A 22,212-nucleotide genomic window follows, 5' to 3' on the forward strand; every position below is an offset into this window, starting at 1 on the left:
TGCGGCGGGAGGCCTTCGCACATCTGTAGTAAAGAGAATTGCAGCATGATTGACGCTCATGACTTCACAAGATGGGTGCGCACACAGGACACCCGTCTGGCTCCCGTTCTTCAGGGATTATTTGATCTCTACATCCGTGGTCGTGACAACAGAGCACGCACCACAAAACCAGAGAATGCAGACACCCTTTATTTCACAGTAGACGACTGCTACCGCGTGGACTTCACACCACACGGGCTGGCGTTGCACTGCCTGACACCACACGGCGAATCACTACTGGCTTATTACGGCTCCCCGGCCTCCGTATTTGCGGCAATGCTGGCGCATCGCACTGCTGGCGGGTGTGCCTCGCTGAGTGAATACACCGCTGAATTTAACCGCCTTTCCACCCTCTTCTCGCAGGAGTGGCAGCGCGTGACGGGATACCAGCCATGAGTGAGTTTGCATGGAGCTGGAATGAACCACGGCCAGCCATTGATCCAGCCAGATTTACGGAGCACAGGCAGGAAACTGAAACCGACCTGCAACGCGCCATCCGTTACTACCTTGAGGCGGACAAAAGGGCACAGAAAGAACAGGAAGCAAAGGAAGAAGCCTTTTTCGCACAATCCGCCATGGGTAAAAAACTCATGGCATCCCTTGAGGAAGCCGGACAGCGTGAAAAGCTGGCACAGAGCATCATCAGTAAGCGCCGGGCAACAGAACAAGACCCGGTAGCCCGTGCCTTTGCCACACTGAAGGCGCTTCCCGTTTATCTGCGAGAACCTCTGAGCCGCCACCTCTCTTTCCTGCGCAAGAAGCAGGAAGCCGATCGTCAGAAAGGCAAAAAGAGCTGGCAGGCGGAACGCTATGCACGCGGAACCCTGCGCAAAATATTCGAACGTCTGGACCGCACCGACAGCCGCTGGCTGACACCGGGTTATCGCTCCCTTGCCGGACGCGAACGCCTGGACGATTTGCTTTACCTGCCGCAGCTCAACAAACACCAGATACAGACGCTGGCCACCATGACGGCGGCGATGTTCAGCAGCACCTTCGAAAAACTCTGCGATGGCTTTGGCGCGACTGATGGCGAACTGACCATGGATGTAACGCTGAAGGCGTATCAGATGCTGGCCCGCATGGCGTTACACCTGCACGCCATGCCTCCACATTATGACGCACTGACAACAGACAAAGACCGGAGGAACGAACCGGACACGGAGCTGCTGCCGGGCGCAATCCTTCGCCTGACCTGTGCGGAATGGTGGAAACGCAAACTGTGGCTGTTACGTTGCGAGTGGAGAGAAGAACAACTCCGCGCCGCCTGTCTGGTTTCCAGAAAAACATCACCCTATCTGAGCCAGGACGCGTTAAGCGAGTTTCGCGCACAGCGCGAGAAAACACGCGATTTCCTGAAAAGTTTCATGCTGGAAAATGAAGACGGGTTCACGATTGATCTCGAGACGGTGTATTACGCGGGAGTAAGTAACCCGGTTCACCGTAAGGCAGAAATGATGGCCACCATGAAGGGACTGGAACTTCTGGCCGAAGCCCGTGGCGACAGAGCGGTGTTTCTGACTGTCACCTGCCCGTCAAAATACCACGCAACAACGGAGAACGGTCATCCGAACCCCAAATGGAACGGGGCCACCATGCGCGACTCCAGCGATTACCTGGTTAACACGTTTTTTGCGGCGGTCCGCAAAAAACTGAACCGCGACGGCCTGCGCTGGTATGGCATCCGCACGGTGGAGCCTCACCATGACGGCACCGTGCACTGGCACATGATGGTCTTTGCTCATCCAGAAGAAATCGACAGCATCGTGGCCATCACCCGCGATATTGCCATTCAGGAAGACCGCCACGAGCTGGGCAATGATATTACTCCGCGCTTTAAGGTGGAGTATGTCGACGGCTCAAAAGGCACACCAACCAGCTACATCGCCACCTACATCGGAAAGAACCTGGACAGCCGCGCCGTGGATGGCATCGACCCGAAAACGGGCAAGCCACGCGTTGACCACGAAACCGGAAAATCAATGGCCGAGAGCGTGGAACGCGCCATCGGCTGGGCGCGCCTTCACCGGGTCCGCCAGTTCCAGTTCTTTGGTATCCCCTCCCGTCAGGTGTGGCGTGAACTGCGCCGCCTTGCCAGCCAGATGGCACGCAACCCGGAAGGCCCGCAACGGCTGAAGGATGACGCAATGGACGCGGTACTCGCTGCCGCTGATGCCGGATGTTTTGCCACCTACATTGAGAAACAGGGTGGCGTACTTGTTCCACGCAAAGACTACCTGATTCGCACCGCCTACGACCTCGCAGATGAGCTGAACGATTACGGCGAGCAGAGTGTACAGATTTACGGGATCTGGTCGCCGCTCATCGGGGAGTCTTCCCGCGTGTGCACGCACCCGGATAACTGGAAGCTGGTAAGACGTAAACCGGAAGCGGAAGACAGCGCCCGCGAAAATGGTTTTGACCTTCAGGGCGGCCCTGCCGCCCCTTGGACTCGTGGCAATAACTGTCCCCGTGTACAGGAAACGGACAATAACGGGACAGAACAGCCGGAAGAACGGCCAGCACCGTGGCCGCAGCTCCCTGACGGCGTTGAAGTGAACGAATGGATGCGCTCACTGAAACGGCACGAACGCCGGGCGCTGATGCGTTCGCTTCGTGACAAACAGGCAAAAAACAGCAGTGATGAAATGCAGAGCTGGACACAGAGCCGCAAACAGCAGCGGCCTTTGCCTGATAACCACGAATTACTCGCTAAAGAATGGCGGGAGTCTGCTGAATCTCTCGGCCTGCATATCGGTGAACAACAGATGCAGCACCTGTTACGGGGCGGCAGTCTGTACGTTGACGGCAGCATCATTGCACCGCAGGGATTTGAAATTGTACGCAAACCGGATACCCGCCCGGACAGCCGAATCACGCAGCTCTGGCAGCGCCTGAGCCGTAATCATGGCGTAAGCAGCACGGAGATCCGCCATAACCCGGTCGCCAGCTATCTGGCACAGCTGGGGGCATCAGACCCTGAAGCCGCCGCACGCCTGGCATCCACACTTCAGCAGGACCAGAACACCATGAAAACACCCGTTACCGTGCTTTCTGACATGCTGCGCGCCATCCGCGACGCAGAGCACGCACAGAGAATCAGTGAAACCACTGAACGCGCCAGCCGCAAAGCAGACCTGCTGCGGGGTGGCCTGACCAGTGGAAACAAAAAACAGACAGAAACGGGACTCACGAATCCCGTAAATGAGCAAAAAACGCGCAGCGATATATGAAGCGCGCACAAAACAGGCAAAAACGGGATTTCAGAATCCCGTAAACGATTAATTAATCAACATAAGGAAAAGCGACATGAAAATTTGTATCGACGACGGCTCCACCAACATCAAGCTGGCATGGACTGAGAACGGCGAACGCCGCAACGCCATCAGCCCGAACAGCTTCAAGTCGGAATGGTCTGCGCCGTTCGGTGGCACGCAGCCCGCGAACTACATGCTTGATGGCGTGCGCTATGGTTTTGATCCGGTCAGCGATCGCTTTGTCCAGACGACCGACACGCAATACCAGTACAGTGATGTGAATGTCATTGCCATTCATCACGCGCTGGTCAAATCAGGCATCACGCCACAGGAGGTGGATGTGGTTGTCACCCTGCCACTGAGCGAGTATTTCGACACAAACGCACAGCCGGACATAGCCAACATCAACCGCAAAAAAGCGAACGTTATGCGCCCGGTGGAGTACCAGAACGGCGAAGCATTCACTATCCGTAACGTGCGGGTTATGCCTGAATCCATTCCGGCTGGCTTTAAGGCACTGGCTGACATGAGTCCGTTTGAATCCCTGCTGATTGTGGATTTGGGCGGAACCACGCTGGATGTGGCAAAGGTTCAGGGGCAACTGGCAGGTATCAGCCAGGTGTTTTGCGATCCACACGTAGGCGTTTCTCTGATGGCCGATGCCGTACTGTCGGTGATGGCCACTAACGGTATGCGCACCAGTCACCACATCGCCAATACCATTATCGAACATCGCCATGATGAAGCCTGGCTGCGCCAGCACATCCACAATGACGCGCATTACGCCAGCCTGATGGCGGTTATTCGTGAAAAGGAAGAAACACTGAAACAACGCGTGATCCGCGCGCTGGCGGGTTTTTCGGGTTACGGGCGGGTGATGGTTGTCGGTGGCGGGGCGGAGATTGTGGCACCCGCTATCCGCGAAGCCTGCGGAGTTAATGCGACTTTCATCGCGGACGGGGTGCCACAGTTTGCTCTGGTTAATGGGCTGTACGCAATGGACAAGGAGTAAACCAATGACGACACCAACCAGACGGATAAGCTTCTATCTGAAGCCCGCCGCCGTCAAGAACGAAGGCGAAGCATGCGCCTGGCTGGACAGCCTTACACCAGAAGCCCGCAAAAGTGGTCAACGCGTGGCTTTTCTGGCCGGGCTGGCACTACTGAAAATGAATCCGGCAGAGGCTTACCGACTGGCTGCATGGGCTGATGATGAGGCGTTATCAGTGACACAAACCAGGACAGAACGCCCCGCGTCACAGCCAGTATCAGCCGCACAGATAACCAGTCAAATGGCCGGAAATATCCGGGCGTTATTTCCCGAATAACACAACATCAGGGCGCATCCGCCCTGATGACTTTAACCCGGGAGCATAAACAAGGGGGACACAATGCAACACATTGACAGAGAAAAAGCGCAGCGACTGATTGAGCGGATGGAAGCGCTGGCGAAAGAAGAAAATGTCAACATCCAAAAAATAGCTGAATGTGGCCAGATAGTTCTTCGTCGTGAAAAAGACCTCAAACAACTGATGTCTGGCGAAACCAGCAAAACATGGACTTCAGGCGAGAAGACGGTTTATTGCAGTTTCTGCAATAAATCCCAGTACGAAGTCACAAAGGTGATTGCCGGACCGTCTGTTTACATCTGCAATGAGTGCGTGGATTTGTGCAATGAAATTATCAGGAAAGAAGTGACAGACAAAAAGGAAAAAAACGCATGAACAGAAAACAAAAACAAGAGTTGAAATACTTCTTACGTAAAGAAATTGCCAGGCTTGAAGATGCAGAGTCACAATCATCAGAAATTCCGTTCGGAATGGATATCAACGACGCCCGTATGCTCCAGGCATACCGCATAGCTCAGGCTGCACTACAGGCAAAACCGTCAGATGGACTGGTTAGAGCAGTACGATTCTATGAACTGGTAAAGCGTGAGAATCCGCCAGCCGAAACCGGAGCATGGAAAGACGCTGTTGACTGGGTACTCAAAGAGGCTTGTCAGGTTGTAAACACTGGCATCAAAGGAGACCTAGCCCAGCCTGCATCAAAGCTATAGAAATGAGCCAAAACGCCCTCTTCCAGGGCGTTTATTTCAATGCACAATAGTGCACAAATTTGCACAATTTTTTTGAACGACTTTTTGCCCTTCCGGCCCGCGTGGCGGCTGGATCCGTCAAGGATCCGTGCGTGCACAAAAAAACGCGTTTTTTCTGCGCGCAGGTGACGGGGGAACAGCCCGCGTTTCAGGGGGTAAATAGCATTCCCTGAACGATGTCGCAGCGACACAACAGAATGGCCATATTTCTCACGCTGAGCATGAAAAAGACGTGAGAGCTTTTGATTTGATGGGGTGAAAGGTAAGGCCGTCAAAATCGCACTGAGACGGCGAGAACATGCAGTCAACGCGGTGGGATTGCGTAAGAGTCTGACTGTCGATGATGGCAATCAGCAGGAAAGCGTCGTGAAATTATCTGATTGATACAGGAGCTGGAGAGTCGGGGCATAAATTTTTTATGCCCCGGCGAAGCAGCAGACAAGCGAAGCGCGTCAGGATGTGGGCTGGGTGTCTAACAGTGCGTAAGGGTTAAAGCGGATCACCTCTTCGCCAAGCCAGTCATTGATGTGCTTCATGGCCTCCATGACGGGCATCAGCTCGTTAATTGCGTAAACCCGCGCGGCCTTCTCCACATCACCAAACGCACTTTTTTCGCCCGGCATTGCCCCCATCAGTTGCGGCGGAACGCGGTGCGCAGCCAGCACATCATCACGGGATGCCGCCTTAACATTCATGAACTCATCCTTTGCAGTGATCTGCTGGAACGGCAAAATTTGCACCCCCTCTTTGCCCCCGTTGGGCGCATGAATGAGCACGTTTTTAAACGCACCACCACCACGTGCCCCCTGTAGCGTTTCTTTCAGGGAGTCCATGCTTTCGCGGTTTACCTGCGCTGCACCGATGTAGATGATGCACCCGGCGTGGGAGCCGTTGTCGTAATACAGTTTTCTGAACATGTCCGCCGAATGAGACAGGCTGGCCGAGAGTAATGCGCCAAGATATTCCGGCATGCCGTAGATTTCCTGGTTAATATCCGGATTCATCAGGTGGCACACTTTGCCAGGGCGAAACTGGAACGCGTCCTTGCCATCCTGCACATACCACCATGATTCAAGATCGCTTCCGCGTCGCATGTATTTCGCCAGAGCGTGCCGTAATTTAAGCGGTTCACCGAGCATATTGCTTCGAAGCTCAAGGAATGCGTTACCGAACACAAACCAGTCCAGCGCCAGCGCCGAGAAATCCTGCCGGGAAAGCAGCGGGTGCGGAATATAGCAACCGAGCAATACATTGCGCTTAAAGTAAAGCGCAGACTGATGCCAGGACGTTTGCCGGGCAGCTCTTGCCAGACCGTACCAGTCCACCGGGGTTTCATACCACCGCCCGTTATCAGCACAGTACATATTGTCCAGCAGGTCATGCCCGGTCAGGCGATAAGGACCATCAAATGTGAATGCACTGAGCGATGATTCTTTCCTGAGCGCATCAGCGAGATCAATGCGTGAACTCATGCGCACTTTTTTATTTTTTCTGCTCATCAGAACTCCATAACCGTGAAACGCTCGTTTTCTCCTTCGCCGCCAATCGGTTCGTTAATGACAGCAAGCATGGTCGCCCACGCAAGGTCGCCGTGGCTGATCCCCCTCGCGCGGTCCGTTTCGTAAGTGATAAAGCCGCCCGGTGTTTTCACCTTACGCACGGCGTTAAAGGCCGCGACCAGTTCGCGTTCGGCGCGATCGTATTCCCACCGCCCGGCACGCATTATTTGCAGCATTTTCAGTACCAGCGACCGTTTTGATGACAGCGTGAAGGTGTACGGAATAGCAGCAGGGAAAAACCGTTTCACTATCTGATAAACAGCCTCCCCGTTCCCGCCCGTCACATCAATGCCGATGTGTTCCACGTTGTAGCGACACGTGAACTCTTCAATGACTCTGGCCTGTTCTTCAAACTCCAGCCCCTGAACGCGTCGCGTCTCCACCGTTCGAAAACGGCCACCAGGAACAGCCGGAGGAACCACCACGGACACCGCGCCGCTGTCGCCGTTGCCACTGCTGCCGTTTGCGTCATACCCAATCCATACCGGACGATTTCCCATCGGGCGTGGAGCAAAAGGTTTCCAGTCTTTCCAGTCGTCGTATCCGTCAACGCCGCAGCCAATCAGGATATTCAGGTTAAATGCCGATTCCCCTTCGCGGACAAACTCACACATGTAGAGATTGAGGAACTCGTCTTCGGTGTTTTCATCGCGGATTTCGTCAATATCGGTGTGTTTCCAGCCGTGATTAACCACATCTTCCAGCGTGACAATCTGCCGCCATGTCCGGTCAGGGCAGATAAGTCCGTTATGCAGCGTTTTCCAGTCCACAGAAAAACGCTGGCGTTTATGCGAGGCCTTTTTCTCGTTCCAGCGGTCGCCGTTCCAGTAGGCGTATGCCTCGTGCGTTTCGGTGGATGGCGTGGAGAAGTAGGTGCGCCGCAGTCCGCTGAGGGTTGCCATAGCGCCAGCCACCTTGCGCAGTTCAGCAAAGCGACTGACCCAGAAAAATTCATCAAAATAAAAATTGCCCGTATAGGACTGTGCCGACGCAGCAGAAGTGCCGAGAAAATGCAGCTCTGCGCCGTTGGAGAGGATGATTTTATCGCCCCCTTTCAGCTCAACATCAACTTCAGCCGCGGCCTTCTGAATAATGCTTTTAAACTGGAACGCCTGACGACGCGACGCAGACAAAAAAATCTGGTTACGCTGGTAAGGTTGCGCCACATCGTCACGCAGCGCCATCAGCAGCGCTTCCTGTGCAAAATACCAGGTCGCCCCAATCTGTCGGGATTTCAGGATCATCCTGTTACGTATCCCGGCTTCCCTGCAAAGGGTCAGGGAGTCAAACCAGCCCCGCTGATGCCACTCCAGCCTGCTGATGATTTTTTCCCGCAGTGCGGCAATCTGTTCCGGCGTGAAATGATTTTTGAGTTTTTTCGCCCGGCCTTTCTTTCCTGCGGCCATCACATCCGGCTGGCCATCATGCAGCTTTTTAAGCTGCCGGGTCAGCAGGTCTATTTCCTTAAAGTCACCGCCTGTTTTATTCTGTTTTTCAGTAAGCTGGATGAGGCGCGCATCAATGGACTGCGTGACACGCTGCACGGGTGGCGTTTCATCCCACTGGTCGCGTTTTTTCCACGCATAAATCGTGTTCGGGTTTATTCCCATCAGACGTGATATTTCTGCGGGCGGATAACCCTGCCAGTAAAGTTGCCGCGCACGCTGGCGCACAAAAGCGTCCTGAATCATTGCTCCCCCTGAGTAATTACAGGAAGATTACCCGCGCGCGAAACCGTTCTCCTTAACCCCCTGTTCTGGCCGTTTTCTTACAACAAAAGCCCTTTGTATCAGCCTGTTACGCTTTGCCATCATGACTGAAGAACCAGTCAGAGGGGCAAAAACTATGGCTAATGAAAAAAAGACATCCCGCAAAAAGTTTCGCGTGGCTGTCTCCGGATCAACTGTTGATGGCCGCGAAATCAGTCCGGTACATCTGCGTGAAGCCGCAGAGAACTTCAACCCGGATGTTTACGCTGCCCGCGTGAACGTTGAGCACTATCTCTCGCCATGCCCGTCAAGCGAATTTTCCGCAATGGGCGATGTCACCGCGCTGAGTACGGAAGATATTACGGAAGGCCCGCTGGCCGGACGTACTGCGCTGTATGCAGAAATCGAACCGACCGAGCGCATGAAGCAGCTTGTCGCTGACGGCAAGAAAATCTATTCCAGTATCGAACTGCACCCGCAGTTCTCCGTTAACGGGCGCGCCTATCTGGTCGGGCTGGCGATGACCGACACCCCGGCAAGCCTGGGCACTGAGCGCCTGAAATTCACGGCACAGCAACGTCAGGCGGTGATGACGTTCAACAGTGTCCAGGGTGAAGCACCGCTTATCTCCGAAGCCATCGAGTCTGAAATCATCGAAATGGCAGAACAACGCCAGGAAGAAGGTACCCAGTGGTTTAACCGCGTAATGGGGATTATTGGCCGTGGCCGCAAAGCGGATGACGCCAGTTTCTCCCGCATTCAGGAAGCGGTGGAAGGCGTCGCAACGTCACAGGCCGACATTATCGACCGTTTTAATGCACTGGAAACCCGCCATCAGCAGGACAGCCAGAAAATCACTTCACTGACCACAGAGCTGGCAGCACTGAAGGAAAAACTGCGCACGCAGGACGGCGATCCGCAGAACCGGTTCACCGCAACGGGCGCAGCCTCCGACCAGCTGGCTGACTTCTGATAAGACAAAGGAGCAAATTTTTTATGAATCTGGTGATGTCAGATATTACCCGCAACAAGCTGGGTTGCTATATGGCGCAGCAGGCGTCGCTTAACAATATCCCGGTTTCCGCACTGGTATCGCGATTTACCGTGGAACCCTCGGTACAGCAGCGTTTTGAAAACGCCTCAAAGGAAAGCACCGAATTTACAAAAAGAATTAACGTGATCGGCGTGACCGACCAGAAAGGCGAAAAAATCCTCCTGGACACCACCGGGCCAATTGCACGCACGAATACCAGTTATGACGGAACAAAACGCCGTAACCCGAATAACGTGGTTGATCTGAAAAACCGCAAATACCAGTGCGAACAGGTGAACTACGACACGTTTATTTCGTATCCGCAGCTTGATGCCTGGTCGGCACACCCTGATTTTCAGTCCCGCATCAGCGCACAGATTGCCCGACAGGTGGCGCTTGACCGCATCATGATCGGTTTCAACGGCACGTCTCACGCGGATGAGTCCAACTTCAGCACCAACAAGCTGCTTCAGGACGTTAACGTGGGATGGCTGGAGCACATCAGAACCGACGCCAGCGAACGCGTTATGAATGACGTGACGCTGACCTCCCGCAACATGGACAACACCGTGGCGCACGCGGGTAAGTATGCGAACGCTGATGCACTGGTACAGGACGCGCGTTCATCCCTGCTGGATGAATGGCACAAGGAAGCTGACGACCTCGTGGTGATTATGGGGCGCAATCTGTTTAACTCGCTGCGTCTGCCCGTGCTGAACAGCATCAGCGGCCAGAATCCCAATGCGGAATTACTTGCCGGGCAGCTCATCCTGTCATCGCGCACCATTGGCGGGCTGGGCGTGTTCCTTGCGCCATTCTTCCCGGATGCAACGATGCTGATCACCTCGTTCAACAACCTGTCGATTTACTGGCAGAAAGGTTCAATGCGTCGTCTGATGAAAGACGAACCGGAATACAACCGCATCGCCACCTACCAGTCCATCAATGACGCTTATGTCGTTGAAGACTATGGCAAGTGCGCGATGGTCACTGGCCTGAAGTTCGCCGACAGCTAATCAACTCACGGCGGGAATCATGCCCGCCTGTAACGGAGAGAAAAAATGATTACTCCTGCACAGCAACACTGGCAGAACGTGATGGCACAGCGCGCAGGCCGGGCGAATGAAGGCGTGGACCACGCCGCGCGTACCGCGCATGAAGAGGTGCTGTATCGTCTGCGTCTGGCACAGGCCCGGCTTAAGGGCGTACAGGCCAGAAGCGCGAAAGCCGCCATCAAAAAAGAGTTGTTGCCGGACTTTTCCGGCTGGATTGAGGGAACGCTGGAGGCTGACGGCGGGCAGCAGGATGAAGTGATTGCCACGCTGATGGTGTGGGCAATTGACTGCGGCGATCTTCCGCTGGCGCTGCGTATTGGTACGTATGTGGTCCGTCACAACCTCATCATGCCGGATAACTTTGGACGTACTGCCGCCACGGTACTGACCGAAGAAATCTGTAATCCGGTACTGACGCAGGCCGGGACGGATGCCGACGCGGATTTGTCCGCCTTTATCGAACCACTGGACACCCTCCGGGAGATTGTCACCGACCAGGACATGCCGGACGAAGTGCGCGCCAAATTATGCAAGGCGTGCGCCTTTGCCCGTCGTGGCCTGACCGATGCGGACAGCATGGCCTCATCACTGAAGCTGCTGCGCGAAGCGATGCACCTGAACCCGAACGCAGGTGTGAAACGCGAGATTGCAACCCTTTCCCGCGCCCTGAAAAAAGCCGATTCCGCAGCCGCACCAGAAGATGCCAGCACACCGCAGGCGCAGGACGAAAGCAGCAAAAGTAAAAAGACAACGCGGAAGCCTGCAACACGAAAAACCACCGCGACGCAGAAGGCGAAGCGCGGTTAACGACTGACCCCGTCAGCGGGCGGCGTGCGCGGTGTTCCGGTTTGACTCCGTGACCGTTTACACCGCGCACCCACCGCCCGATTTTTTCAGGAGTGAACCCCATGAGTATGGTTGCCAGAACCAACCCCGGCCCCGCAGAGGACGACATCACCGATACCGATGATGGTGATACCCGTATTTCAGCGGGCGCATTCTGGCCGGATATTGTGCTGCGTGAGCTGCGTCTGGCGATACGACTGCCGGGCCGTGTGACCACCTCCCGCCTGCTGCATACCGCCACCGGGGCCGTGGCACACGTTACCCGCGAGCTGGAAGCGTGGCAGAAGGAACAGCAGGCGGCTGGCCATCAGACGCTGGCCGATGTTCCGGCACCCGTAATTAACGGAGAAAGCGTCAATCTCTGGCACTGGCGCAATGCCGTTTATACCGCCACACGCGCCCTGATTCTGGAGCGTTACCGCGATGCGGACACAACGGATAAGGGCGACCGCCGGGCGGACGCACTGGATATACAGACATCGGATTTGTGGCGCGATGTGAGCTGGGCCATCTCTGACATTCTGCGCCGCCCGCGAATTTTTGCGGAGCTGTGCTGATGAAAGTGAAGGCACTGGAAGGCGACACCGTGGATTCGCTCTGTTTCCGGTACTACGGCACGACGCAGGGCGTCACCGAAAAGGTGCTGGATGCCAACCCCGGACTCTGTCAGCAGGTATTTCTGGACGCCGGGCAGGACGTGGAGATGCCGGAGCCGGAGAAGAAGAAACGAGAAATGATTCAGTTGTGGGGGGAGTAGCAGTGAGCACCATTCAAACAGGGATCACAGAGCAGGTTATTGCGTGGCTCTTTGACCACCTGCCAACGGTGTATGCAGTAGGCGCGGCAGTCAGCATTTCCGCGCTGATGAGTCTTTATGACGGACGAACACTGGTTCAGACCGTAACGGGATCGCTGGCGTGCGGCATTCTTGCCATGGCCGTGGCCGGGTCGTTGCGCTTCTTCGGGTTTCCTGAAGATGCCGTGACGTTTATCGGCGCATCAATCGGTTTTATGGGCGCAGAGAAAGCACGCGACAAGGTTATTGCGGCCTTTAATCGCAGGGTGAAGGAGAAGGACGAATGAGCAACACATTTAAATTCAGCAGCCGGAGCGAAAAGAATTTGCAGGGCGTAAATCCTGATCTGGTGAAAGTGACCCGACGGGCACTGGAAATTTCGGAAGTGGATTTTGGTATCACAGAAGGGTTGCGCAGCCGTTACCGCCAGAAGCAACTTGTGGCCACAGGTAAGAGCCAGACCATGAACAGCCGCCACCTTACGGGACATGCCGTGGATGTTGTGGCTTATATCGGTAGCCAGGTGTCATGGGAATGGCCGCTGTACGAAAAAATCGCAGCAGCATTCAGACAGGCCAGCCGGGAACTGAATATTCCGGTGGAATGGGGCGGCGACTGGAAGACCCTGAAAGACGGACCGCATTTTCAGTTACCACACGGAGCCTATCCGGCATGAAGCTCTGGCCCACGCTGGGCGTCGCTTTCCTTCTGATTGCTGGATGGGGAACATCCATGCGTCTGTCGTGGTCGCTGGGCCGGGAGAACGCCAGAAACGAAGCGCAGGCCAGCACCCTGAAACGTACCGCCGACACCCTGAATATTATCAGCGCTGGGGTACAGGATATGCAGCAGGTGCTGGCGCAACTCCGCGTGGAAAATCAGCAACGCAATCAGGACGGAGAGGTAAGACGTGAACAGCTACGCAACGATATTGCAAAAGATGAATGCGCCCACGCTTTGCCTGACGCTCGTTTTACTGACAGGCTGCGCAGGCACGCAGAACGCGCCACGGCCAGCGCCGTCAGTCCGGCTTATACCGCAGACGCTGACCATACCGGTAACGCCTCCCCCCTTCCCTGATACTCCCACATGGGGAAATCTCGGTATATGGGGCGACCGCCTTCTGGATGCACTGGAAACCTGTAACGCGGATAAACGGGCCATTGAATTACTGGAACAGCGCAGGCTGCAACGACTGAACAACGAGGATAACAACCATGCTGAAAACTGATTCCCTGCGTGAAGCCATGACCCGTTCATGCCGATGGTGTCAGGCCAACCCGGAAAAATTCACCATTTTCGTGGAGAGCGGCAACATTGAAACGACCGGAGAAACGCCCTCGTTTGTTTACCGCTATCAGATGGTGATGTTTGTCATGGATTACGCCGGGGAGCTGGACGACCTCACGCTGCCGCTGCTGGCGTGGTTATCCGAAAATCAGCCACAGTTGTTGCTCAACCCTGAGCGTAATCAGGACATCAAATTCTCCGCCGTTATCAATGACGATGACAGCGCCGATCTCCTGTTTACGCTCCCCCTGCGGGAACGCGTTCGCATCACGCGCAGCAGTCAGGGCACACCGCAGGCAGAACACCTGCCGGAGCCAAAACCCCGCCTGCCATCTTCCGAAGGCGACTGGTCGCATGTATTCCAGGATGTGACGTGGGGTGAAAGCGATGGATAAGGCATTCACCCGCGTGGATGAAACCTTTGAGGCCATCCGCGACAGCCTGAATCAGCAGGCCATCAATAACATCGCCAGAAAGCTGGCACAGGATTTACGTCGCACCCAGCAGGCACGTATCAGGTCACAGAAAGCGCCGGACGGGACCGCATGGACACCACGCAGACGCCGCGTAACCCGGATACAGGAACGCATTCGCTTTATCTGGAATAACGAAGCACGCACGCTGAAAAACTGGCATCACGACACGGGGAAATACGGGCGAACCATCACCGGGTGGGATGAGGATAAAAACAACATCCGCACGTTTTACCGGGATGACATCGACCGCTTTCTGGAAATACGCACCCGGCGCATCAACCAGGACAGCACAAAGCGCGTCCCCATGTTCGTAAAACTGCGCACCGCCCGCTACCTGAAAGCCCGTGCGGATACTTCCGGTGTGACGGTGGGTTACAGCGGCGTGGCTGCACGTATTGCACGCGTTCATCAGTTCGGTGAGCGCGATCAGGTTGCGCCGGGCATTTTCACCGATTACCCGGTACGTGAGCTGTTGGGCATCAGTCAGGCAGATGAACGCCTGATTTATAACACGGTGCTGGGCCGGATTGCGGAGGCTGTACGGTGAGCGCAGAACTCATGCGACTGCTGAGCAATATCATCCGCACCGGGATCATCTCTGAAGTTGATGAGAAGTCCTGGCGCGTGCGCGTTCGCAGCGGCGAACTGGAGACAGGCTGGTTGCGCTGGAACACCACGCGCGCGGGAGCCTTCAATGTGTGGCTGCCGCCATCACCAGGCGAACAGGTGGTAATTGCCTGCATTGGCGGCAACCCGGAAACCGCCATGATAATTGGCAGCCTGTGGAGTGATGCCAATCCGGCCCCCGGCAAAAGCCTGAAAGAAATCGTGATCAGCGCGCCGGACGGCGCGGTGTTCCGCTACGACGCGGACGCAGGCGCACTGAGCGCCAGCGGCATGAAAACGGCCACTTTACAGGCATCCGTCAGCGTGACACTGGACACGCCCGTCGTGGAATGCACAAACCTTCTGAGAACGGCGACGCTTGACGTCACAAAAGGGGGAAAGATGAGCGGCAATATCACGCACAGCGGCGGCGATTTCACCTCAAACGGCATTACCGTGCATACGCATAAACACGGTGGCGTGAAAGGTGGCAGCGATTCGACAGGAGGCCCGCAGTGACAACCCGCTACACAGGAATGAACCCGGACGGAACGGGAAACCTGAACGATATGGAGCACCTGAAACAGTCAGTCAGGGACATCCTGACCACCCCACTGGCAAGCCGGGTTATGCGACGGGAATATGGCAGCCTTGTGCCTGATTTGATTGACGAACCCATGAATAACACCACGCGTCTGCAATGCATGAGTGCTGCCGTGATTGCGCTGACACGATGGGAACCCCGCATTGCCCTGGATGCCATCGACGTTGTCTGGAAAGCGGGAGGCCGCGCCGGGGTGACGCTGTCGGGCACTGTCATGCAGACCATGCAGAATGTTGAATTAACCATCACGCTGAGGGAGTAAATCATGCCCGCCGTTGACCTTTCACAGTTACCGGACCCCGCCATCATCGCGGAGCCTGACTTTGAGGCAATTCTGGCTGACACAAAGGCCATGATGATTGCGGCTTATCCCGCCGAACAGCGTGAAGCCGTTTCCGCCGCGCTGGAGCTGGAATCGGAACCCCTTAACGTTATCGCTCAAACCATGTCGTTTCGTGAAATGCTGTTACGCCAGCGGGTTAACGAGGGGGCACGCGCCTGCATGTTAAGCCACAGCGCCGGGACAGACCTGGACAACCTCGCGGGCAATATGAACACAAAACGCCTGGTTATCACTCCGGCAACGGATACCACCGACGCGGTGATGGAGAGCGACACCTCGCTGAGACTGCGGGCGCAGCGGGCGTACGACGGCCTGAGTGTTGCTGGCCCGTCAGGTGCATACGAGTATTTTGCACGCAGCGCCAGCGGTCTGGTGCGTGATGCGCGGGCTATCAGTCCGTCTCCGGCAAATGTGACGGTTTCCATTCTGTCCACTGAAGGCGACGGCACAGCAACGGAGGCGTTGCTTAATACCGTTCGCGCCGTTCTGAATGCAGAGGACACCCGCCCGGTGGCCGACCGCCTGACCGTACAGAGCGCCAGAATCGTGACATGGCGGCTGAATGCAAAACTGTACTTTTACCCCGGCCCGGAATCCGAACCTATTCTGGCGGCGGCTGAATCGTCGTTCAGGAAGTGGCTGGCTGAGCAGGGACTTATCGGTCAGGACGTGGCGTTGTCCGCCATTGCTGCCGCACTGCATGTGCACGGTGTGCAACGCGTGGAGATAATCGAACCCACACAGAATATGGTCATCAGCGACATACAGGCGGCGCGCTGTGAGTCATTCACCATCAGCGAAGGTGGGCGCAATGAGTAATTCGCTGTTACCACCATCAGCCAGCAATTTCATGCGTTGTGCCGAAGCCGTCGGAACACGCATTACAGACATTCCGGTAGATCTCAACACACTGTGGTCGCCGGACACATGCCCGGTGCATCTGCTGCCTTATCTCGCCTGGGCGTTTTCCGTTGACCGCTGGGATCGCAACTGGCCGGAAGAGACAAAGCGACAGGTGATTCGTGATGCATGGCTGATACACCGACACAAGGGAACCATCAGCGCACTGCGCCGGGCCATTGAGCCGCTGGGATACCTCATTCGTGTGTCTGAGTGGTGGGAGTTCGGCGGAGAGCCGGGAACATTTACCGTTGAAGTCGGCACGCTGGACAGTGGCGTGACGGAGGAAATGTATCTGGAAATGGAGCGGTTGATTGCTGATGCCCGCCCGGTCAGCCGCCACATGACAGGGCTGAATATCATTCAGGAGATCCAGGGGGATATTTTCGCGGCGGCGGCAACTTACGACGGTGAAGTTATTACCATTTATCCGGACGATTAAGCATGAGTACCACAACACGAAAATTTAAAACCATTATCACTGATACTGGTGCCCAAAAATTAGCTCAGGCCGCCGCGCCAGATGGTAAGCCTGTCCGCCTGACTCACATGGCTGTGGGCGACGGTGGCGGCACGTTGCCCACACCAGACAGTAAGCAGACCTGTCTGGTGCATGAGGTGTGGCGACATACCGTTAATCGCGTCATCCTGGACGCAACACATCAGAACCGCATTGTTGCGGAGCTGGTTATTCCTCCTGAAACGGGCGGATTCTGGGTCCGGGAAATTGGTGTGTTTGATGAGCACGGTGATTTAATCGCGGTGGGCAATACTGCCGAAAGTTACAAGCCAACCGTTGCCGAAGGGTCCGGACGTGCGCAAACATTTCGCACCATCCTGACCGTATCCAGCACTGCCACCGTGGAGCTTACCGTGGATAACACCATGGTTATGGCCACAGTGGATTACGTGGATGGCAAACTGAAAGAGCATGAACAGTCACGACGTCACCCGGACGCCTCGCTGACCGCAAAAGGCTTTGTTCAACTCAGTAGCGCCACTAACAGCGATTCTGAAACGCTGGCTGCAACGCCGAAAGCGGTTAAGGCCGCGTATGACCTTGCTAACGCAAAATATACCGCTCAGGACGCCACGACGGCACAAAAAGGGATAGTCCGGCTTAGTAGCGCCACCAACAGCGATTCAGAAACGCTGGCGGCAACACCAAAGGCGGTAAAGGCAGCATATGACCTTGCTAACGCAAAATATACCGCACAGGACGCCACCACGGCACGAAAAGGTCTTGTCCAGCTCAGTAGTGCCACTAACAGCGATTCTGAAACGCTGGCTGCAACGCCGAAAGCGGTTAAGGCCGCGTATGACCTTGCTAACGCAAAATATACCGCTCAGGACGCCACGACGGCACAAAAAGGGATAGTCCGGCTTAGTAGCGCCACCAACAGCGATTCAGAAACGCTGGCGGCAACACCAAAGGCGGTAAAGGCAGCATATGACCTTGCTAACGCAAAATATACCGCACAGGACGCCACCACGGCACGAAAAGGTCTTGTCCAGCTCAGTAGTGCCACTAACAGCGATTCTGAAACGCTTGCCGCGACTCCGAAAGCGGTGAAAGCTGCCAATGACAATGCAAACGGGCGTGTGCCCTCAGGACGTAAGGTTAATGGCAAACCACTGAACAATGATGTCAATGTTACATCGCAGGATATTTTTAACGGTCAGAGTATTGAGATTGGTGCAAACCAGAATCTGGATAATTACAAAACGCCGGGGCTGTACCATCAGCCAGCGAATGCCAATACAAGCGCAGTGCTGAAATACCCGGAGAACCTTGCGGGCACTCTGGTTGTGCTTAAAAATGCCGGAATAACACAAATTTACTATGTGTATAACACATCCAGAAGCTATACCCGCAGCCAGTATTCAACGGGAGGCTGGACACCATGGACGCCGCAGGATTCATTTCCGGTAGGTGCGGCGATTCCGTGGCCTTCTGATTCAGTACCTACAGGCTATGCCATTATGCAGGGGCAGACTTTTGACAAGGCAGCCTATCCCCTGCTTGCAGGAGCTTATCCGTCAGGAGTGATCCCCGATATGCGTGGCTGGACAATCAAGGGCAAACCCGCCAGTGGCCGCGCCGTATTGTCTCAGGAACAGGACGGTATTAAATCGCATACTCACAGCGCCAGTGCGTCAAATACAGATTTAGGAACGAAAACGACAAGTTCATTTGATTACGGCACGAAGACAGTCAGCACGTTTAACCATGGCACCAAAACCACCAATACAACAGGCAATCATACCCATACAATTTACAGGGGTAATGCCAGAACCAACAGTGAAACCGGTTATACAGGTTTTGATAATCCATCATTTAATGGAACATCAAGTGCAGCAGGGAACCATGCTCATACTGTCGATATTGGTCAACATAACCACACCGTAGGTATTGGTGCCCATGCACACACTGTGGCATTGGGGGCGCACGGACACACTATCACGGTCAATGCTACAGGTAATTCAGAGAACACCGTAAAAAATATTGCATATAACTATATTGTGAGGCTCGCATGATTAAGTTAATTCTTTCAGCGCCAGTCCATGAAATGGCAGATGCGTTTAAACGCGTTTTCGGCAATACCGACAATGTGGATGTTGTAGAAAAACCATTTGAAGCAATCTCAGAATTTGACTGCATGGTCAGTGCGGCAAACAGTTTCGGGCTAATGGATGGCGGCGTTGACGCTGCCATTACTGCATTCTTTGGTACTCAGTTACAGACACGTGTTCAGAATCATATTCTTCGTGAATATCTTGGTGAGCAGCCTGTAGGCACTGCATTTGTTATTGAAACGGGGGATAACAACCATCCCTGGCTGGTACATGCGCCAACAATGCGCGTTCCGCTGACCATTGACGGAACAGACGCTGTATATAACGCCACGTGGACCGCTCTGCTTGCCATCTTTCAGCACAATAAAAATGCAACGACAGACAGGAAAATAAAAACGGTGGTATTACCTGCAATGGGGGCTGGATGTGGTCAGGTGCCGTTTGAAAGTGTTGCCCGCCAGATGAAGCAGGCATGGGATAACTTTAATAAAAAAACAGAATCAATTAACTGGGAATATGCATATTCCCGCCAGTGGGCGGTATTTAACACATGTGCATACTGCCCCGGTAAATCTGGTTGTCGTTATGCTGATATTAAATATATTGGATGTGGCGATTACCGTACGTATTGCTTGCGGTCAGGGCAGGTGTGTATTAACCCTGAACATCAGGTTGATGACGTGCTGACTAATAATCGCTCTCGCCCGGGGGCACATATGCACCAGATTAATCCGGTAAAACCCGTAGGTAACGTTACCATTGGCGCACACAGCCACGGAAGGAATATCACCATTGGTGCTCATTCCCATACAACCAATAAACAATAATTCTGTCTCTGACATTAAGTAGAGGTGAACATGACTTTCAGAATGAGTGCTGAAGCACAAACCATTCGCGTATTTAATTATCTCGATGGTACAAATGAATTTATTGGTGAAAGCGATATGTACATTCCACCACATACAGGCTTACCCGCAAACTGTACAGATATTGCACCTCCAGATATTCCGGCTGGCTATGCTGCCGTTTTCAATGCAGACGAAATGAAATGGCATCTGATGGAAGACCATCGCGGAAAGAGTGTATACGAAACGAAAACAGGAGCAGCCATTTATATTTCTGAGCTTGGGGCATTACCTCCTGACGTAACAACAATTTCTCCGACTGGCAATTATCAGAAATGGAATGGTAATGCGTGGGTGGATGATGAAAATGCAGAGCATGATGCGCTTGTCAGAGCAGCTGAGTCTCAGAAAAAAGAACTACTCAGAAATGCCAGTGAAATAATCACTATCTTGCAGGATGCCGTTGATTTAAGCATTGCGACAAAGGAAGAAATAATGTTACTGAATGAGTGGAAGATGTATCGTATATTATTGAACAGGATTGATACATCAATGACACTAAATATCAAGTGGCCAACCTCCCCACAGTAAAAAAAATAGCAGGCGAATCGCCTGCTTTAATTAATTGCGGCTGGATAGTTTAAATTGTTTAATTTTTGCTTTTATGGTGTTTTTCAGCGAGTACGACGGCACCCATTTTAAAGCAACTTGCCAAGGACGAGGCGAGCCATGAAAACATACTATTCTGGCGTTTTCAGGCACTGACCCATTGGCCAAACCATCATGTAGTTCAGCATTGAAACCAATCATTTTAGGTGTGGCAATATTTGCTTTATAACTCACAATAAATCCGGGAAGAACATCCTGCCAACGTTCTGCGTCAGGATATATTTCACTGATAAATCCCTGATCACCGTGATAAGGAGGTAATTTATTCCTGGACATTATCTGTTCAGCATTATCCTTGAAAGCATTCCAAGCACGGTATTTTTCCTTTGCTGGAATAAACATAATACCAGAAGCAGCGGGAGCATTTTCTTTACCGACGCATGAGAAATCGGTAAGCATTGTCATATTCTGCAAATTGGTGAATTCATGTAGATCGCCCGTAATAACGGTATCGATATCTATATACAGTATATCTTCCTTTCCAATAACAGGGTGTTCTGGATTGAATAATTCTATTTTCGCCCACCATCCCGGCCAATTATAAAGAAGCGGCGCAGTTTCTACTCCCTCAATGTAATCTGCGTCTGTTAAACATACTGAACGAATACCCCTGATTTGCTGGTGTAGCCATTGGGCATGCTTGGGGGTGAAATCTTTGCTACAACGAAGGACTGAAACAACCAGCACTACTTACTCCTAAATACACAACTGTAGATATATAACTCGCGTTTATGATATCACAAACAAAAGCATAAAACTTACCCACATCAGTAGAGTCATATAGTCTCTGTCAATATAATGAGTGACTATTTCACTAAGCTTTCACCGAAACAATAGACGTAGAGTTAAGCTATTAATCACTCTAACAAGGTAGAGATATTGATTTTGCTATACCGACGTTTTGTCAGTACTTCCCCAGCAAGACACAACATGAAGTCGGCACAGTTTTTGAAGTTATTTAAGGAACAGAAAAACCGCTAATCTGATCATTAGCGGTTTTTGCGTTAAATCAGAACAGTCCTTTAACAGAACTGGCCGCCCCGTTAAGAGACGATGTCACCTTATCTTTGAAGCCTGACAGCATATCGCTGAACGATGAGGATTGCAGGCGCTCCCGCAAATCCTCATCACAGCGTTCAAGGGTCAGGGAAAACTCTATTTTTTTCGCTTTCCCGTAGCGATCCAGCTCAGAGCGGGTCGTGCTCGTTTCAGTCAGAACATACATGCCGTAAATCTGCCCGACACCATCAATCAGAGGCCAGGGGCGTCCTGTATATGCCTGCGTGGTCAGCAGCGAAAGCGACACTTCGCCACCTGTAATTTCAGGATAAAGCACGCCAGAAAGCACGATGCGATCATCACCTGCACCGATATACTGCCAGCTTGCTGAACGGTTAACGCGTTCATTTTTCACATGCCGCCAGCTTTTGTTTTGCTGTAACTGCTGATGCGGCAGCGTGCGCAGCTCAAAAACAAACATGCCGTAGATCATCATCATGGCCATGACTCC

The 22,212-nt window shown here is 53.6% G+C and carries 26 protein-coding genes and 1 pseudogene; 23 read left to right on the forward strand and 4 right to left on the reverse strand.

Annotated elements, in window-relative coordinates; genetic code table 11:
• The first annotated feature begins 45 nt into the window (after positions 1 to 45).
• From K0335_RS16305 to K0335_RS16330, 6 genes are all read left to right on the forward strand, one after another.
• Positions 46 to 435, forward strand: a complete 390-nt coding sequence (locus K0335_RS16305; RefSeq protein ID WP_089586085.1) for an inositol monophosphatase — start codon at positions 46 to 48, stop codon at positions 433 to 435.
• The gene (locus K0335_RS16310; RefSeq protein ID WP_219393930.1) at positions 432 to 3,272 is read left to right on the forward strand and encodes a replication endonuclease; all 2,841 of its coding nucleotides are present in this window, start codon (positions 432 to 434) and stop codon (positions 3,270 to 3,272) included. Before K0335_RS16305 ends, K0335_RS16310 begins: the two co-directional genes overlap by 4 nt.
• Before the next feature lie 76 nt (positions 3,273 to 3,348).
• On the forward strand, positions 3,349 to 4,308 hold the full coding sequence (locus tag K0335_RS16315; RefSeq protein WP_063611458.1) for a plasmid segregation protein ParM: 960 nt from the start codon (positions 3,349 to 3,351) through the stop codon (positions 4,306 to 4,308).
• 4 nt (positions 4,309 to 4,312) lie between these two features.
• A complete protein-coding gene (locus K0335_RS16320; protein WP_000211255.1) occupies positions 4,313 to 4,624 on the forward strand; it encodes a plasmid partitioning/stability family protein in 312 nt (103 codons plus the stop codon).
• Between the two features lie 63 nt (positions 4,625 to 4,687).
• Positions 4,688 to 5,020, forward strand: a complete 333-nt coding sequence (locus K0335_RS16325; RefSeq protein ID WP_001163782.1) for a ClpX C4-type zinc finger protein — start codon at positions 4,688 to 4,690, stop codon at positions 5,018 to 5,020.
• Positions 5,017 to 5,355 (forward strand): hypothetical protein, encoded by a 339-nt coding sequence (locus K0335_RS16330; RefSeq protein WP_001080490.1) that lies wholly within the window; start codon positions 5,017 to 5,019, stop codon positions 5,353 to 5,355. The genes K0335_RS16325 and K0335_RS16330 overlap by 4 nt, the downstream gene beginning before the upstream one ends.
• A 491-nt stretch (positions 5,356 to 5,846) precedes the next feature.
• Here the strand turns inward: K0335_RS16330 and K0335_RS16335 are convergent, their stop codons facing one another.
• Both K0335_RS16335 and K0335_RS16340 read right to left on the reverse strand, forming a co-directional pair.
• Positions 5,847 to 6,893 carry a phage portal protein gene (locus K0335_RS16335; protein WP_000087812.1) on the reverse strand — a complete coding sequence of 349 codons (1,047 nt, stop codon included), beginning with the start codon at positions 6,891 to 6,893 and terminating at the stop codon, positions 5,847 to 5,849.
• Complete coding sequence (locus K0335_RS16340; RefSeq protein WP_000613781.1) at positions 6,893 to 8,644, reverse strand: terminase large subunit domain-containing protein; 1,752 nt, start codon at positions 8,642 to 8,644, stop codon at positions 6,893 to 6,895. Before K0335_RS16340 ends, K0335_RS16335 begins: the two co-directional genes overlap by 1 nt.
• A 154-nt stretch (positions 8,645 to 8,798) precedes the next feature.
• On the opposite strand from K0335_RS16340, the gene K0335_RS16345 reads away from it, so the two are divergent.
• The 17 genes and pseudogenes from K0335_RS16345 to K0335_RS16425 all read left to right on the forward strand — a co-directional run bounded on the left by K0335_RS16345 (position 8,799) and on the right by K0335_RS16425 (position 20,624).
• The gene (locus K0335_RS16345; protein WP_001262670.1) at positions 8,799 to 9,635 is read left to right on the forward strand and encodes a GPO family capsid scaffolding protein; all 837 of its coding nucleotides are present in this window, start codon (positions 8,799 to 8,801) and stop codon (positions 9,633 to 9,635) included.
• Positions 9,636 to 9,658: 23 nt separating this feature from the next.
• On the forward strand, positions 9,659 to 10,711 hold the full coding sequence (locus K0335_RS16350) for a phage major capsid protein, P2 family (protein WP_001055112.1): 1,053 nt from the start codon (positions 9,659 to 9,661) through the stop codon (positions 10,709 to 10,711).
• Positions 10,712 to 10,756: 45 nt separating this feature from the next.
• On the forward strand, positions 10,757 to 11,557 hold the full coding sequence (gene gpM / locus K0335_RS16355) for a phage terminase small subunit (RefSeq protein ID WP_000632366.1): 801 nt from the start codon (positions 10,757 to 10,759) through the stop codon (positions 11,555 to 11,557).
• Positions 11,558 to 11,658: 101 nt separating this feature from the next.
• Positions 11,659 to 12,153: a head completion/stabilization protein gene (locus K0335_RS16360; protein WP_000063090.1), complete on the forward strand. Its 495-nt coding sequence runs from the start codon at positions 11,659 to 11,661 to the stop codon at positions 12,151 to 12,153.
• Entirely contained in the window at positions 12,153 to 12,353 is a 201-nt protein-coding gene (locus K0335_RS16365; RefSeq protein ID WP_000864897.1) for a tail protein X, read from the forward strand. Before K0335_RS16360 ends, K0335_RS16365 begins: the two co-directional genes overlap by 1 nt.
• Before the next feature lie 2 nt (positions 12,354 to 12,355).
• Positions 12,356 to 12,679, forward strand: coding sequence for a phage holin family protein (locus tag K0335_RS16370; protein ID WP_000104346.1), 324 nt, complete (start codon positions 12,356 to 12,358; stop codon positions 12,677 to 12,679).
• Entirely contained in the window at positions 12,676 to 13,068 is a 393-nt protein-coding gene (locus K0335_RS16375; protein WP_000072327.1) for a M15 family metallopeptidase, read from the forward strand. The genes K0335_RS16370 and K0335_RS16375 overlap by 4 nt, the downstream gene beginning before the upstream one ends.
• Entirely contained in the window at positions 13,065 to 13,472 is a 408-nt protein-coding gene (locus K0335_RS16380) for a DUF2570 domain-containing protein (RefSeq protein ID WP_175066665.1), read from the forward strand. The genes K0335_RS16375 and K0335_RS16380 overlap by 4 nt, the downstream gene beginning before the upstream one ends.
• Before the next feature lie 137 nt (positions 13,473 to 13,609).
• Positions 13,610 to 14,077 carry a phage tail protein gene (locus tag K0335_RS16385; protein WP_000920594.1) on the forward strand — a complete coding sequence of 156 codons (468 nt, stop codon included), beginning with the start codon at positions 13,610 to 13,612 and terminating at the stop codon, positions 14,075 to 14,077.
• Positions 14,070 to 14,705 carry a phage virion morphogenesis protein gene (locus tag K0335_RS16390; protein WP_175066666.1) on the forward strand — a complete coding sequence of 212 codons (636 nt, stop codon included), beginning with the start codon at positions 14,070 to 14,072 and terminating at the stop codon, positions 14,703 to 14,705. The genes K0335_RS16385 and K0335_RS16390 overlap by 8 nt, the downstream gene beginning before the upstream one ends.
• A gap of 11 nt (positions 14,706 to 14,716) precedes the next feature.
• Complete coding sequence (locus K0335_RS16395) at positions 14,717 to 15,283, forward strand: phage baseplate assembly protein V (RefSeq protein WP_077248893.1); 567 nt, start codon at positions 14,717 to 14,719, stop codon at positions 15,281 to 15,283.
• The gene (locus K0335_RS16400) at positions 15,280 to 15,630 is read left to right on the forward strand and encodes a GPW/gp25 family protein (protein ID WP_000213447.1); all 351 of its coding nucleotides are present in this window, start codon (positions 15,280 to 15,282) and stop codon (positions 15,628 to 15,630) included. Before K0335_RS16395 ends, K0335_RS16400 begins: the two co-directional genes overlap by 4 nt.
• A gap of 3 nt (positions 15,631 to 15,633) precedes the next feature.
• Positions 15,634 to 16,530, forward strand: a complete 897-nt coding sequence (locus tag K0335_RS16405) for a baseplate J/gp47 family protein (RefSeq protein WP_175066667.1) — start codon at positions 15,634 to 15,636, stop codon at positions 16,528 to 16,530.
• Positions 16,523 to 17,053, forward strand: a complete 531-nt coding sequence (locus K0335_RS16410; RefSeq protein WP_021545624.1) for a phage tail protein I — start codon at positions 16,523 to 16,525, stop codon at positions 17,051 to 17,053. Before K0335_RS16405 ends, K0335_RS16410 begins: the two co-directional genes overlap by 8 nt.
• Positions 17,054 to 17,055: 2 nt before the next feature.
• The gene (locus K0335_RS16415; protein ID WP_219393931.1) at positions 17,056 to 19,149 is read left to right on the forward strand and encodes a tail fiber protein; all 2,094 of its coding nucleotides are present in this window, start codon (positions 17,056 to 17,058) and stop codon (positions 19,147 to 19,149) included.
• Positions 19,146 to 20,037 (forward strand): annotated as a pseudogene (locus K0335_RS16420) (macro domain-containing protein). Before K0335_RS16415 ends, K0335_RS16420 begins: the two are co-directional and overlap by 4 nt.
• A gap of 8 nt (positions 20,038 to 20,045) precedes the next feature.
• Complete coding sequence (locus tag K0335_RS16425; RefSeq protein WP_175066669.1) at positions 20,046 to 20,624, forward strand: tail fiber assembly protein; 579 nt, start codon at positions 20,046 to 20,048, stop codon at positions 20,622 to 20,624.
• A gap of 30 nt (positions 20,625 to 20,654) precedes the next feature.
• On the opposite strand, the gene K0335_RS16430 is transcribed toward K0335_RS16425, so the two are convergent.
• Both K0335_RS16430 and K0335_RS16435 read right to left on the reverse strand, forming a co-directional pair.
• A complete protein-coding gene (locus K0335_RS16430; RefSeq protein ID WP_105283738.1) occupies positions 20,655 to 21,389 on the reverse strand; it encodes a hypothetical protein in 735 nt (244 codons plus the stop codon).
• Between the two features lie 322 nt (positions 21,390 to 21,711).
• Positions 21,712 to 22,200 carry a phage tail protein gene (locus K0335_RS16435; RefSeq protein WP_175066670.1) on the reverse strand — a complete coding sequence of 163 codons (489 nt, stop codon included), beginning with the start codon at positions 22,198 to 22,200 and terminating at the stop codon, positions 21,712 to 21,714.
• Between the last annotated feature and the right edge of the window lie 12 nt (positions 22,201 to 22,212).

The organism is Escherichia sp. GZ89 (assembly GCF_019366485.1).
Taxonomy (GTDB): domain Bacteria; phylum Pseudomonadota; class Gammaproteobacteria; order Enterobacterales; family Enterobacteriaceae; genus Escherichia; species Escherichia fergusonii.